This window comes from Candidatus Uabimicrobium amorphum (assembly GCF_009002475.1).
GTDB lineage: Bacteria > Planctomycetota > Uabimicrobiia > Uabimicrobiales > Uabimicrobiaceae > Uabimicrobium > Uabimicrobium amorphum.
Genome location: NZ_AP019860.1, coordinates 2,156,486 through 2,170,276, shown reverse-complemented (window position 1 = coordinate 2,170,276; position 13,791 = coordinate 2,156,486). Strand labels below are relative to the sequence as shown.

12 protein-coding genes are annotated in these 13,791 nt (G+C 37.6%); 10 read left to right on the top strand and 2 right to left on the bottom strand.

Going from position 1 to position 13,791, the window contains the following annotated elements:
• Positions 1–117: 117 nt before the first annotated feature.
• Complete coding sequence (locus UABAM_RS07625; RefSeq protein WP_151967403.1) at positions 118–600, bottom strand: redoxin domain-containing protein; 483 nt, start codon at positions 598–600, stop codon at positions 118–120.
• A gap of 415 nt (positions 601–1,015) precedes the next feature.
• Between UABAM_RS07625 and UABAM_RS07620 the strand changes: the two genes are divergently transcribed.
• From UABAM_RS07620 to UABAM_RS33355, 4 genes are read left to right on the top strand one after another with little or no spacing between them, the layout of a single operon-like run.
• Positions 1,016–1,525: an RNA polymerase sigma factor gene (locus tag UABAM_RS07620; protein ID WP_173013189.1), complete on the top strand. Its 510-nt coding sequence runs from the start codon at positions 1,016–1,018 to the stop codon at positions 1,523–1,525.
• A complete protein-coding gene (locus UABAM_RS07615; RefSeq protein ID WP_151967401.1) occupies positions 1,526–1,915 on the top strand; it encodes an anti-sigma factor family protein in 390 nt (129 codons plus the stop codon).
• Complete coding sequence (locus tag UABAM_RS07610) at positions 1,908–3,122, top strand: hypothetical protein (RefSeq protein WP_151967400.1); 1,215 nt, start codon at positions 1,908–1,910, stop codon at positions 3,120–3,122. Before UABAM_RS07615 ends, UABAM_RS07610 begins: the two co-directional genes overlap by 8 nt.
• A 36-nt stretch (positions 3,123–3,158) precedes the next feature.
• Complete coding sequence (locus UABAM_RS33355; protein WP_173013188.1) at positions 3,159–3,323, top strand: hypothetical protein; 165 nt, start codon at positions 3,159–3,161, stop codon at positions 3,321–3,323.
• Positions 3,324–3,718: 395 nt separating this feature from the next.
• Here the strand turns inward: UABAM_RS33355 and UABAM_RS07605 are convergent, their stop codons facing one another.
• Entirely contained in the window at positions 3,719–4,690 is a 972-nt protein-coding gene (locus UABAM_RS07605) for a tetratricopeptide repeat protein (protein ID WP_173013187.1), read from the bottom strand.
• 224 nt (positions 4,691–4,914) lie between these two features.
• On the opposite strand from UABAM_RS07605, the gene UABAM_RS07600 reads away from it, so the two are divergent.
• The 6 genes from UABAM_RS07600 to UABAM_RS07575 all read left to right on the top strand — a co-directional run bounded on the left by UABAM_RS07600 (position 4,915) and on the right by UABAM_RS07575 (position 13,790).
• Positions 4,915–7,218 (top strand): methyl-accepting chemotaxis domain-containing protein, encoded by a 2,304-nt coding sequence (locus tag UABAM_RS07600; protein WP_151967398.1) that lies wholly within the window; start codon positions 4,915–4,917, stop codon positions 7,216–7,218.
• Positions 7,219–7,286: 68 nt separating this feature from the next.
• The gene (locus UABAM_RS07595; RefSeq protein WP_151967397.1) at positions 7,287–9,614 is read left to right on the top strand and encodes a chemotaxis protein CheA; all 2,328 of its coding nucleotides are present in this window, start codon (positions 7,287–7,289) and stop codon (positions 9,612–9,614) included.
• 16 nt (positions 9,615–9,630) lie between these two features.
• Positions 9,631–10,116 (top strand): chemotaxis protein CheW, encoded by a 486-nt coding sequence (locus tag UABAM_RS07590; RefSeq protein ID WP_229759364.1) that lies wholly within the window; start codon positions 9,631–9,633, stop codon positions 10,114–10,116.
• 39 nt (positions 10,117–10,155) lie between these two features.
• A complete protein-coding gene (locus UABAM_RS07585; RefSeq protein WP_151967396.1) occupies positions 10,156–11,463 on the top strand; it encodes a response regulator in 1,308 nt (435 codons plus the stop codon).
• Between the two features lie 3 nt (positions 11,464–11,466).
• The gene (locus tag UABAM_RS07580) at positions 11,467–12,003 is read left to right on the top strand and encodes a hypothetical protein (RefSeq protein WP_151967395.1); all 537 of its coding nucleotides are present in this window, start codon (positions 11,467–11,469) and stop codon (positions 12,001–12,003) included.
• A 29-nt stretch (positions 12,004–12,032) separates the two neighbouring features.
• Positions 12,033–13,790 (top strand): methyl-accepting chemotaxis protein, encoded by a 1,758-nt coding sequence (locus UABAM_RS07575; RefSeq protein ID WP_151967394.1) that lies wholly within the window; start codon positions 12,033–12,035, stop codon positions 13,788–13,790.
• Position 13,791: the final 1 nt, after the last annotated feature.

Here is a 13,791-nt window from a genome sequence, read left to right as displayed (position 1 = left end):
TTCCTATCTTAAGAATTGTTTTTGAACCGTAAATATGGAATATACTTGCAGTAAACACATATTTTAATATCTAGAGTTGGGACCAATATAACTTGGAGACATACGTCTCCAAGAGTCTTAGGATAAGGCTTGTTGAATCGCTTCGTAATTTGGTTCTTGCCCTGGATTTTCTAATACTTCGCAGTATTTTAATTTCCCTTCACCATCCACAACAAATGCAGATCTTTTTGACACACCGTGAAAATCAAATTTTTCTGGCACAAAACTTTCAAAAAGGGATCCATATAGTGCGCTGACTTTTTTATTGAAGTCACTGAGTAGAGGAAAGGAAAATTTATGTTTTTCTACCCATAGTTTTTGCGAAAAAGGACTGTCAACACTAATCGCCAAAACTTGAGCATTCAACTCTTCATATTTTCCCATATTATCACGAGCATAGCAAAGCTCTTTTTCACAAACACCGGTGTTTACAAAAGGGAAAAATAGCAATACTACATTTTTTCCTTTGAATGAACTCAGAGTGACATCCTCTAAATCATGACTTTTTAAAGTAAAATCTGGGGCAACATCTCCTACTTTCAAAGCGTTTTGTTCCGTCATTCTTCTCATCCTTAATAGAGGTATATTTCGGTGGATAGCTAGGTAAAAGCCTTTGTTGCGTCTGCTAACGAAATCAAAAGTTTTTATCTAACTACATGGAAAGCCTAATGATATCATAGGAATAGTTGATGTCAAGCAATTTATAAAGGGAAGAACGGCTGCTGAGTTTAAGTTTTTTAGACATTTGCGCGCAATTCATCGTTTATTCTGCTCCTGTTGGTGATTTTTTAGAGAAGTACTTTCGTAAGGCTATATATAAAAGTTGTTTATAGGCGTTAACTGAAAGAACCATTTTTGCTGGAGTAAATAAATATTTTTTTTGTGCAACCATTTTGAAAAAAGAAGTGTATATAAATGCGAAAGTAAGGTAATACGTAGAGTGTGTGAATAACCGCAAGAAATGAATGGAAGAAATATGTCGTTGGACGAAGAGATCAAAGCTCTCCAGGAAGGAAATAGCGAAGGATGGCCAAAAATAGTGGATCGCTACAGAGATCGTATTTTTGCTTTGCTATTGCGTTTTACGCAAGACCGTTGGGAGTTAGAAGATATATCTCAGGAGGTTTGGATGCGTTTGTACACAAAAATTTCGCTATACGATTTTCGCTATCCATTCTATACGTGGGTACTCAAGGTAACGACCAATGTGGCGATTAACTATAAACGAAAACGACGTTGGTGGGAGCGTTTAAGCCGCGATGTTCCCGGAAAAAAATCGTTCGATACATGTGAGTTCTTTGATGAAATTCATAAACCGTTGTCACTACTCGATAAAAAAGCAAGGATTATTTTTCTTCTCTACCACTATGAATCTCATTCTGCGAAAGAAATCGCGCAGATACTAAATACACCCGTTGGCACTGTCAAAAGTAGCTTGAGCCGCAGTTCGAAGTTATTGCAAAACTTTTTTGGTGGGAGAACATAATTGGATTGTCGACAAGCAAAAAATAAATGGCTACATTACCTTAACGGTGAAATTACGAAAGAAGATCAACACGAAGTACTTAATCATATTTCCCTATGCCAACACTGTCGTGAAACTTTGGAACTGGCGGAATGGATATTTGCTTTACGCAAACGTACAACAGAACTCTCGCCAAATAAAAAACAAAAAACACATTTTACTATGGGATACCGGAGGCAATTTTTGTTAGCGGCAATGATTGTTGTGACATGCTTTATCCTTCTTTTTGACAACAGCAAAGAAGAGAGTTCCGTTAAAGTATTAAGTATCGAATCTTCTACGACATACATTTCCGAGAATGAACATCGGATGACATACTATCACTACCATTTAGGAGAACACAATGAATAAGGTTTACTATATTGTTTTTATGCTGTTATTCGCTGTGGCAATATATGCCCAGGAAAGTCTGCATGCGGCGGAAGTACGTCACTTTGATATTGAAAAGTATCTCTCCAAAGCAGGGAATATTCGCATGTCAGATAAAGGTGGCGTTTCGTCTATGGAAAAAAAAGCGGAAGAACATTTGTTTACGAATATACGTGAACACTTAAGTGCCAAGAAACTTTTACCACAACTACATAGTATGGAAGTTGTGAAGTCGGATATTGTGGTTGTGGCCACCCCACAAGCCAATCGTGAAATCGCGTATTTTTTACGTAAGATGGAGGTGTTGCGTTCTTTTTCTGTGCAGATTCAGTTGGTCAGAGCAATTCCTCTAGATAAAGTACAGTTAAAAGAAAAAGAGAAATGGCAGTTTCCCAATGTGCATATTGTGGTGGACGCGGTCAAGACAGAAGAGGCGCAGCAGCAAATCACCTATTTTAAGAAACACGCAACGGTGATGGCTTCACCAACGATTGCCATCGCCGATAATTTCATTAACAAGTTGGAGATGGCGAGTAAAGAAAATCTAAACTATGTGAGTGGCTATCGTTATGTTCAAATTGTGAACCAACCACAAAAAGTCACGATACCAGAATTAAAGAAATTAGAAAGAAAATTCAATCTTCACATTTTACCGTTTCCCAAAAAGGATCAGAATCATCATTTGCATTTGCGGATTGATGTTGCCGATTATGTAAAGCCTATTAAGCAAATCAAAACCAAAGACGGCCCTATTCATCGTCCTCAGATATATAATAGTTCACAGATGATTGCGCTGTTATTTAAGACGCCCTCTACCGTTAGAGTGATTGCAGGGCCTAATCAAAAAGGTGAAGTAAATATACTATATGTCAATATAGATTTGCGCAAAAATAAACCGACAGGTTTACTAAGTGGACGTGTCATCGCCAAAGTAGAACGTAAAGTTACTTGGAATGAAGAGCAGGTAGATCTTCCGCAAATGGCTACCCAATATGTGCTGGAAACCGGGAAAAGTAGCTATCTACGCGAGAAACAAAACGTATCATTGTATCGAAAAAGCGACAATCAAAAAGTGAGCGATGGTAAAATTGTCGAGGTGAGAAGCCAAGTGTGTATCGCTGAATTTTCCACAGATGTGACCATACCATTGTCAGAAGTTTATTTTTCCGTACACGGCGAGAAGAAATAGGGATTCAATGTTAGCGTCTAGTGCCGGTCCCTAAAAATGCGAAGTATAAAAATCGTAACCGTAGCCGTAATCGTCGCCGTGACTGTGACCGTGACCGTGACCGTCAATGCCATTGGCTTAATAAGTAAGTGTTATTCAGTAAAAAACTTACGAATTTATGTCATTCCCGCGAAAGCGCATGGCTGTCAAGCTAAGACATAAAGTACTACAAATAAAAGAATTACATTTTTTTCTCTAAAACTAAAAAACTACCTTACCAGTGTCATCCCTGATCAAGTCAGGGATGAACATACCCAACAGCTCGCTGTTGTTTTATTAAAATGAACCTATTTCAACTTGCTGTTGGGATTGTACAACTTGGTCGTATAAAGTGTTGTACAGTTATTGCTTACGGTCAAAATTACAAAGCCATTTTGTTTTGTAGTTCCAGAGAACACGAGGTGTAAGTCTTCATTATAGGTTGTTTACGCTTAAGTCAATGGCATTGGGCCGTGAACTCGACCGTGACCGAATAAATCGGCGACGATTACGGCTACGGTTACGATCACGATTACGGTCAAGGTCACGGTGATTTTAGGCAACACGTGCAGGTACTATTAATTTTTTTTGTATTTTTCTAATTTTTCGATACTTCTTTTATTTCCCAAAGCAGCGCCTTTTGTAAACCACTGCATGGCCTTACTCAGGTCTTTGTCTCTACCAAAGCCTTTTTCGTGCATTTCCCCAAGAAAAGCCATTGATTCCCCGTGATTGTACTTACTTGCTTCCAGGAACCATTTGTACGCCGTTGCGAAATCCGAAGGTGCTCCGGTGCCGTAAAAATAAACAACACCTAGATTAAACATGGATAAAGCGTGTTTTTTTGCCGCGGCTTTTTGGAAAAATTCTATGGCTCTTTCTTGGTTTAGCTCTATTTCTTCACCATAGTAGTTCATGATTCCATAGCGATACATGGCTTCCGGAAAATCCAAATTGGCTGCCTTTTCGAACCAGCGAGCGGCTTCTTTTAAGTTTTTCTCTACGCCAGAACCGTAGTAGTACATGTTGGCTATGTTGGTCATGGCATATGCGGAGTTGAGCTTTGATGCTTTTTGATACCACATCATTGCTGTGTCTAGATTTTTCTCCACACCTAAGCCATAGCGATACATAACACCAATATGATTCATTGCCGGACTAAAGTTTTTCTCTCCCGCCTTGGTAAACAAAGATAGTGATTTGTTTAGATTTTTGTCCGTACCAACAGGAACAAAGTAAAACCATCCGCTCATGTATAGCGAAAAAGGATCTTGGTTTTGCACTAGCTTTGGTAAAATATCGCGTACGATTTTTTTTGCTTGCGTGGGGTTTTTTTGTGTACCATGCCCGACAAAGAGCATTTTCGCTTTGTGGGCAAAGTATCTTGCATCTTTGTGTTTATCGAGAGCAGTTTCGTTTTCGTTCCAAGCTTTTTCGTAAGAGTGCTTTTCGTAGTATTCTGTAAGTGATGTTTGGAAATGTTTCTCCGCTATGGAGTTTTGCGCATAGCAACAAAGTATTATGGGTGTAATGAGTAACAATCGTTTCACAAAAAACTCCTTCTGTTTATCTATAAAAGCGGACGTTTGGCAGATGGTTAACTTTAACTTTAAAATTATCATTTACTTAAATTATGACAAAATTTTTCCAAATATTTTGTATAAAAATAAACGTAAATTTTGTATATTAAGAGCGATTTGAATGTTTTGCAGCGCCACGAAACATCTTCATAAAATGATTCATTTACATCAATAAGTTGAAAGAAAGAAAAAACATGTTGCCAGCAAAAATACACGATCTCAAAAATAAAGTATTTATTATTATTGTTGCAACAGTTGTCATCGTAACCATAATAAGTTTTATTTTTTATTGCTACTTTTACAATAAATCAACGCATCAATATCAGAACATAAACGAGCACAAAATCAAACGTTTTTTTGTCGAGTACTTTCAGCAAAAAAAGAGAAATTTAGACTATATGGTTTCTTGTGCGAAAAAGTCTTATCAAGATGCTGCGCTACATCAAAGATATATTGCTAAAGAAAAAAGCCGCGCTGTACAAAAATTTTACGCGAGTTTACAAACAGAAATAGAGTTGTTTAACGATAATCCATTTTTTGCCAAAATGATGGAGAATTTACGTCGAAGTTATAAACAAAACAAAACGGACATTTGGAAAAAATACAATCGTTATGCCAGTAAGGTCGCGTTGTTTGCTAAATCGAGAAAGTTCAAGCATGTTCACTTTGTCGCGTTAGATGGTGAAGTGGTATGGAGTAGTGATAAATCAAAAGACTCTATATTTCGTCGCAATATAAACACCAAGGAGTATAGTGCTTTAGCGATTTCTAAAGCCTTTATCCAGGGAAAAAAACAAACATGTATCTTCAACGGACAAGATACCCTTTTTGTATGTTCACCGACAAAAGGCTCTGTGACTATTTTCGAAATTAAATTGAGTGACACGCTAGAACCTTTGTTGCGTGAAGGCAATACTCCCATCATTTCAAACATTTTTCTTTCGCACAACGATCTCAATGCGAAATCTCAACAACGTAAAGTGGATATATTTGTTTCCACGACGGGAAAAAACAGTGGATCATCGATATACCGCGGTGTGAACCAAAGATTTGTTGTGGGATCATTTCAGAAAATTTCAAATACTCCGTGGACTCTATACATTGAATCGCAACTGCGTGATGTATTGTACCGCGATTTACAATTCTTAACAAACTTCTATCATGTAAATGAACAGTCGTCCGTACATGTTTTTTTCGCAAAGACGATGCAGACACTTTTTAAGATGGAAAATACGGATGCAAAAATTACGGACTTCCTAAAATCACACCTGCAAAAAAAATCTTTTGCCATGGTTGTGGACTCTTCCAATAAAGGCTGGGGAAATATATATTTAATACAAAAAATAGCCCTGGAAGAACATTTTCCTCTTTACATTGTTATTCGGACTTCTGGGAATAAAATTGAAAAGCAAGTTTCGGTGAATACGAAAGACGTTGAATTTCAGTTGTTTATGGGGAGACAAAGTTTACTACTAAATGACTTGGAAAAAGTAGCCCCTATTCAAATATTTCAACAGCAAGGCGTTATTGCCATGAAAAAGTCTCCGGGATATGGGCAACACTCTATGTATTTTGTCATCATCATGCTCGCCATATTCACATTAGTAATTTGCTACTATTGTCTTGCGCCGCATTTTAGTGGTGTTTATCATTTGTCGTGTAATGACGCGCACCAATGGCAAGAGATAAAAAACAATTTGTGTAAAGTAGAGGAGAGTCTAAGTAGCAACGCAAAAGAGGCAGAGAATTTACGCTTAAAGTGTTATGAGGCCAACAGTCAACTTCAGGAATTTATCAATGCGAATCAAAATTTAGAAGAGATGTTGGAGAATGTCGAAAAAGTTTTTAAGAAATTAATTAAGATTTTGCGTGAAAACGTGCAAAACATAGACAAAATATCAAATCTAGTAAATCAACTTACGAAATACCAGCACAATATCTCTGCGACGATTAACCGAGCGAAAAGCTTATCTTTTACGTCGAGTATTCTGTCCCTCAATACTTCTATTGAAGCTTCAAACTCTCTTCCTCATGAGGCCTTTGCTATACTAGCGAAAGAATACCAAGGAGTGGCTTCGAATATTCAATTTTTCCTCCACGAAACAACTAGACAAGTAATTGATAGCGCAAATGATTTTCATGTATTGAACCAACTGACAAATCGCCAACAGTTGGCAAAAGAAATAATAGGTATCATGCAAAGTCGTTTACAACTACTCATTCGTGTAAAAGAGTGGTGCCAGGAACAAAAAATACCACTTAAAAATATGCGCCACATGCTGCAAAAGATTGAAGAAAGCTCTGTTGTTCAGGTTATAGAGCAACAAACGGCAGCGAACAATCTAAACAGTGTGATTACATTTTTTGCTCGCCGCGAAGTAAATACCATACCTGCAATACACAGTTCTCTTTTACAACAACAGGGAACTAAAGCAGAAAGTGTGTCACCCAATACTGATATTGTTCCATTGAAGGAAGTAGAGTACAGTGATTTTTAATGTCAGTGGAGAAGAAAAATGCATATTACGCATCCGAATAATAGAAATAACGTCCGTAGGAGGAGACCATGTCTGACTTAACATGGGATGAAATCATTGAGCAGATAGACCAGCTAGTAATCAGTGCTGTTGATGCAGAAGAGTCTGATCTTTCTACTGTAATTGGTGTCCACGATGATTTGATGGAGATTGTTGCTGTTCTTGCGGAAACGGATTATTCGTTTTTGTCTAAAATTGGACAAAAGGGAGCAGAGATTGCCATGAGAATCGTCCTGCAAGAATCAGACGATGTAGAGTATGATTTAGATACGGTTATTGAAACCTGTTCGACATTGCAGTGTATGGTACGTGAAATTATTGATGAAGAAGACCCTCTGTCTGTACCGTTACCAGAAGGGTTAGGTCTGGAGTTAGAAGACCTCGAAGATGAAGAGGATCATGAAGATGATGATGAGGCTCCGGAGGAGAGTCTTGTTGAAAGTTTAGAAGAACCAAAAGACCACGACTCTGAAAGGGCGGAATTAGAAGAAGGCGAAACGGCTAGCGAAAACAATGAAAGTAAGGTCCTGTTTTCCATACCAGAGCAGGAAATAAATCCTGATCATTTGGTGGCTTTTTTGAGCGATATGAACGATTTGTTTGATACAGCGGAGTCTGCCATTTTAGCATTGGAAAATGCACCAGATAATAAAGAAAAACTACAAGATTTATTAAGTGTTTTTCACACGATTAAGGGAAATGCTGGTATATTGCAAATGCATGATATGGTAAAGGTGGCGCATATCGCCGAGACATTGCTAGAAAAAATTTCTATTCTCACTCCCGAAGCGGCAAATCTTCTGTTTGGGGCTATTGATTGTTTTAAAGAAATGGATTTATCTTTAAAGAGTTACCTCGATAATCGTCGTTTTACAGTCATCACAAATCCTGGGATGCTTGTCGAAGAGTTTGAAGGTTATCTTACTGAATTGCAAAATACCCCAGATATGATACCGCCAAAAGCTAAACCATCATTTTTTCCGGATGAACCGCGAGTAAAAACGGAGAGAATGATAGATCCAAATCAGCTAGAAGGCATCGCCAAGACACAGCCGATTAACAAGATTTCTCAAACAGGTGAAGAAACCATTAACATGCCATTTTCGGCTATACAAGATCAGTCCGAGTACCAAAAATCTCAAGACAAAGAAATCGCCGAAAGTGTTGATTTACAAGCGATTACCAAAATAAAAACGTCTGATTTGGACGATTTGATCGATACTGTGGGAGAGCTCATTATTTCGTATTCCATGGTGGAAAACGACTTAAATATTTCACAAATAAAAAATATCGCCACACAAAAGAAAATCGCGTCGTGTACAAAGCTAGTAAAGCAGTTGCAAAAAGTGGCGCTTCGTGCACGAATGACGCCGATTCAACCTATCTTTCAACGCATGAATCGTCTTGGACGTAATCTAGCGAAAAAGCTAGACAAAGAGGTTGTGATACGTACTTTTGGCGAAGACACAGAACTCGACCGTACTGTTGTGGAAGCAATACATGAGCCATTTATGCATTTAATGCGTAATGCTGTTGACCACGGAATAGAGCAGAAAAATGTTAGGGCAAAATCTGGAAAACCAGGGGTGGCAAATGTCTTTCTACGAGCGTACCATAGTGCGGGCAATATTATTGTCGAAATTGCGGATGATGGCGGCGGTATACAAATTCCCAAAATACAGGAGAAAGCTCTCACTTTGGGCTTGGTAAAGAATGTGCGCGATCCAAATATTGATTGGGCGGATTTTATTTTTCACTCAGGTTTTTCCACCAAGGAAAATTTATCTGAGATTTCTGGACGGGGTATGGGCTTAAACATTGTTAAGCAAAAAATTCAATCGTTAGAGGGGGAGATCAGTATTGATTCTGAACAAGGCAAAGGTTGTAAGTTTACCATTACTCTGCCACTTACTCTCGCGATGCTCGATGGTATTATCATTCGAATTAAGCACAATAACTATATCCTCAACTCGAAAGATATAAAAGAATTTATCCAACTATCTCCAGAGGCTATTTCTTCTCTAATTGATGGTGCAGAGGTTGTTGTTCACAAGGGGAAAAGCATACCGGTAATTTACACGGAAGAAGTGATTGATTCTCCCTCCTTGTCGCGAGATTTTAAACAGAAAATAGGAGTTATTATCGATAAAGATGATAAACCATACTGTTTGGTGATCGATGAAGTAAAACAACAGCAGCAAGTGGTCATAAAAAGTTTGGACAAAAGTTTTTCTCAACTTATCGGAATATCGGGCACAACAATTTTAAGCGACGGTAGTATTGCATACATTCTCGATTTACAAAATATCACCGAGAGATATTTAGAGATGCAGTCTATTGAGCGTACTATGTCGTAAAATTAAGGAAATGCAAATGTCATCGGCTAATGTTTCGAATAAATATTTGACTTTTGGTTTAGATAACCAGACGTATGGAATTCAGATAGCAAACGTTTCGGAAATTATAGCAATTAAAGATATAACTCCTATTCCTCAAACGCCAAATTTTGTTGCAGGAATGGTAAATGTTCGCGGAAAAGTTATTCCAATTATCAATTTAAGAAAAAAGTTTGATTTAACCGAAAAGGAATACGACCGTAATACATGTATCGCTATTGTGTATATCAAACAAAGTGAGATGGGAATTATCGTTGACGCGGTGTATGAAGTGACGGAAATTCAAAAAGAATTCAAAGAAGAGACACCGCAATTTGGTTCTGCTGTAAAGACGGAATTTATAGAGGCCATTGCTAAAGATTTACAAGGAATCAAAATACTACTTAATATTGAAAAAGTACTTACTAGCGAAGAACTTGTCATCGTTAACGACATAGTAAATGCGGAGAAAACAGAAAGCTAACGGTTGTTTGTTATCTGTTGTTTGGTAGAAAGGTAAAAGATGGTCAGAGTACTCATAGCCGATGATTCTAGTTTCATGAGAAGAGTATTACGCGAAATTCTGACAGAGAGTGGGTACGAAGTCGTTTGCGAAAGTCCCAATGGACTTGCTGCTGCTCAAGACTACAAAAAAGTTTTACCAGATATTGTGTTGATGGACTACAATATGCCTAAGCTAAAAGGGGTAGATAGCGCAAAACAAATATTAAAACACGATCCTTCAGCGCAAATCGTTATGGTGACATCTATTGGTAGCAAGAAAAAGTTAATAGAGGCACTGCGTATAGGTGTTAAGAATTACATTACGAAACCTTTTGAAACGTACACACTATTAAAAACTTTAGGGAAAATTCTTGGTGACAAGGCTCCTGATATTGAATTTGAGGTAGAAGAGGACGACGATTTTCAAGTCATTGGTAGTTCCTTCGGACAATATTTGCTTCAAAAAGGCATTATTTCACAAGATCAATTGTTGCATTGCCTGGAAGTGCAAAACTCAGTGAATCGAAAAATTGGTGAAATTGCCGTTGAAGAAGGACTAATGCTTCCAGAACAAGTAGACAAAATTTTAAAAGTGCAAAAACGCATTAACAAATATTTTGGTCAGCTGACCATGCAAATGGGAATTTTGAAAAGCAGACAGCTGCAGCAATTGTTAAAAGTACAACAAACACACTATATAAATTTGGAAGATATCATGGCCCGGGAAAAAATTATATTAAAAGAAAAACTTGAAGCTGAACTAGAGCAATTTAGATCTCTCGATCAAGGCGATCAAGGGGTTTATGGTCTACAGTGGATTAAAGAAAATTTTGAAAATGGTGCCGTCTTTGAAGTTTTTACAGAACAGACGTTGAAGTTACTAATGCGTCTTACAGAGTTTTTCGTTTTAGAAGGTGATTGTAGTTTTGACAACGAAAAAATTCGCTCCAATGGGATTGTCGTTGAGTTATCTTTTTCGGGTGACTTCAACTGGATGTATATATTAAATATTAGCAATGAAGTGGCTATTGCTATTGCTGACGCTATGGTCGAACTAGAAGATGACATTAGCCAAGATGTACTTTTGGAAGTGGCCGGAGAATTTGTCAACATTGTATGCGGGAATGCTATTAGTAAATTAGACAACAATAATATTAAATTTGATATGAAGCCTCCTAAGATAAAAAAAGTGGACGAAGAACATATCACTTTGCCAAAGGGTAGAGAGGCTTTAATCATACCGATACTTGTTCCTGAGGGACAGGTTGATTTGGTGATTGTTGGTAAAAATATCTTTGCACAGCGTCAAAAAAATTTCGAGGGGTAAAACGTGTATCTTGAACTAGCCAAAAAATATTTAGATAAAGCTAGGAATGCTTCGGGAAGTACGCGCAATTATTTTGCGAATTTAACGAAAGTCTGCCTAGCAAAAAGTGCTGCCTCTCCTGCGGATATCGGAACAGACGACCAAGAACTTACATTGCTTTCGCGGAAAATAGTTAGGCGCCGTCGTAGAGCAGCGCGCATAAAGAGTAAAAATCCTGTGCAAATTTGTCAGGAATATTTGCAAAAATGCCGAGATAACAATTGTACGAATCGTCAATACTTTGCTAACTTATGTCGCACTACACTGACGAATTATAATTTAACACCAGAGGAAATCGGTACGAACCAAGAGGAACTCGATTATTTACAAAATCAAGGTTTCTTGGAAAGTGCAAAAAAATACTTATTACAAGCTCGATGTGCTGATGGAGCAAAACGCAAGTGCTATGCGGACTTATGCTCTGAATATTTAGATAAAGGAAAAGGCTCACCTGAAGACATTGGAGCCGACCAAGACGAATTGGCGGAACTTGCAAGGTAAAGTTTATATTTTTGACAAAGGCTTTTGCTATGAGACAATTTAAGAAATTATTACTCATGAATGCTTTTATTATTGGTAGTGTCATTGCTGTTACATGGATGGTTGTTGTTCAAGTTGCTGATCAGCAAAAACAGACAGCACTAAATAGCGGGGAACAAATAGCAAAACGCTACGCTCAAGAAATATCTATGTTCTTAGAGAAAAATCATGTTGTTGTTCGTGGATTTGCAAAATTTATAGAACACAACTACAAGGATGATCATGAGAATATAAAATTCGTTCTCGAAGACTTTTTACGAGAGAACACATATCTTGCAGCTGTATTTTCTTGTATGGAGCCATTTTCAAAAGATAAAGAGTCGACAACATATTATTGGAATCGACTTGGAGACAAGAGTGTTAAGTTTGAAGAGCGCAATGACACACACAAAAATGATTGGTATCGAAAAAGTAAAGTAACAAAAAATTTTCAAGTGATTCCCTCTGCCATATATAAAAGCAGTCCTCTGGTATCTTTTGTGTTTCCCGTGGTAAAAGATGACGAATTTGTGGGAGTAGTTGGCATAGATATTGCATTTGAGACATTTGCAAGTATTGTAGAGAATGCCAATGCGTACGATGTTGGCTATGCTTTTTTACTCGATAGCGAAAGTCGTTATCTCGTACATCCTAATGTAAACCTTGTGGAACAAGGGCAGACAATTCAATCATATGCAAAGCAGCACAAAAATCCCGATTTAGAGGAAGTCGCCGGGCAAACAAGCGGTCATATAAATACCATAGACCCCGAAAGTGGAACAAATGTCTATTTGTTTTTTGAGTCTTTGATGTCAAACACTTGGAAAATTGCTGTGGCAATACCTGAAAATCAGATTGTCAATAACGATGTCGCGCGTTCTGCGATGTTAACTTGTCTAATCGCATGCATTTTTATCGTCATCGTAACATATATTTTTGCCGCAGAGTCTACTATTTCGCTACATAATGTTACGGATACTGTGACGAGTCTATCGCAAGGGAATTTAAAGAACAAAGTACAAATACCTGTGAAAGGTGAAGTGGGGAAATTAGGGAACGTAATCAACAAATTTGTTGATAACTTACATGACTTTGCTGAAAAAAGTCAATCTATCTGCGACAATTTGCAAAAGTCAGTAAAAAAGGCGCATACTGAAGGGGATAATATCTTTGTGCAGGCCGAAAAAGAGGCATCGGCTGTTAATCAATTTAGACAAAAGATTTCTGCAACAAGCAAAATGCTCGACGAAACGACTGCGACGACCAATAAAGTCGAAAAACAAGTTCAGAGTATTAAAAGTACAATGGATGGTCTTTCTAGAACTAGTAATAAAATGTCAGAAGTTTTAAAAATCATTGACGATATTGCTTTTGAAACAAATTTACTGGCAATCAATGCTGCCATCGAATCTGCCCATGTTGGTGATGTAGGTAAGGGTTTTGAGGTAGTTGCTGATGAAATGAGGTTGTTATCAAAACGTACAGAAATGCAGTCTAATGAGGTTAGCCAATCTATTCACAACAATGTTCAACAAATCAATCAAGGTGTAGAAGCAATTAACCAGATGATGGAAAATATTACCGAAATCGCTTCTGCAAGTGAAGAGCTAGCACAGACAATTAAAGAAATTTCAAAATCTGTAGTGGAAATGGATGCATTTACACAACACAATTTGAGTCTGATCAATGAATTAAAAATAACCTCTAATAAAATAAACAACGATGCGCAAGCTCTTACAAGTTTGATCCAATTTTTTCAAACGAAGTAGG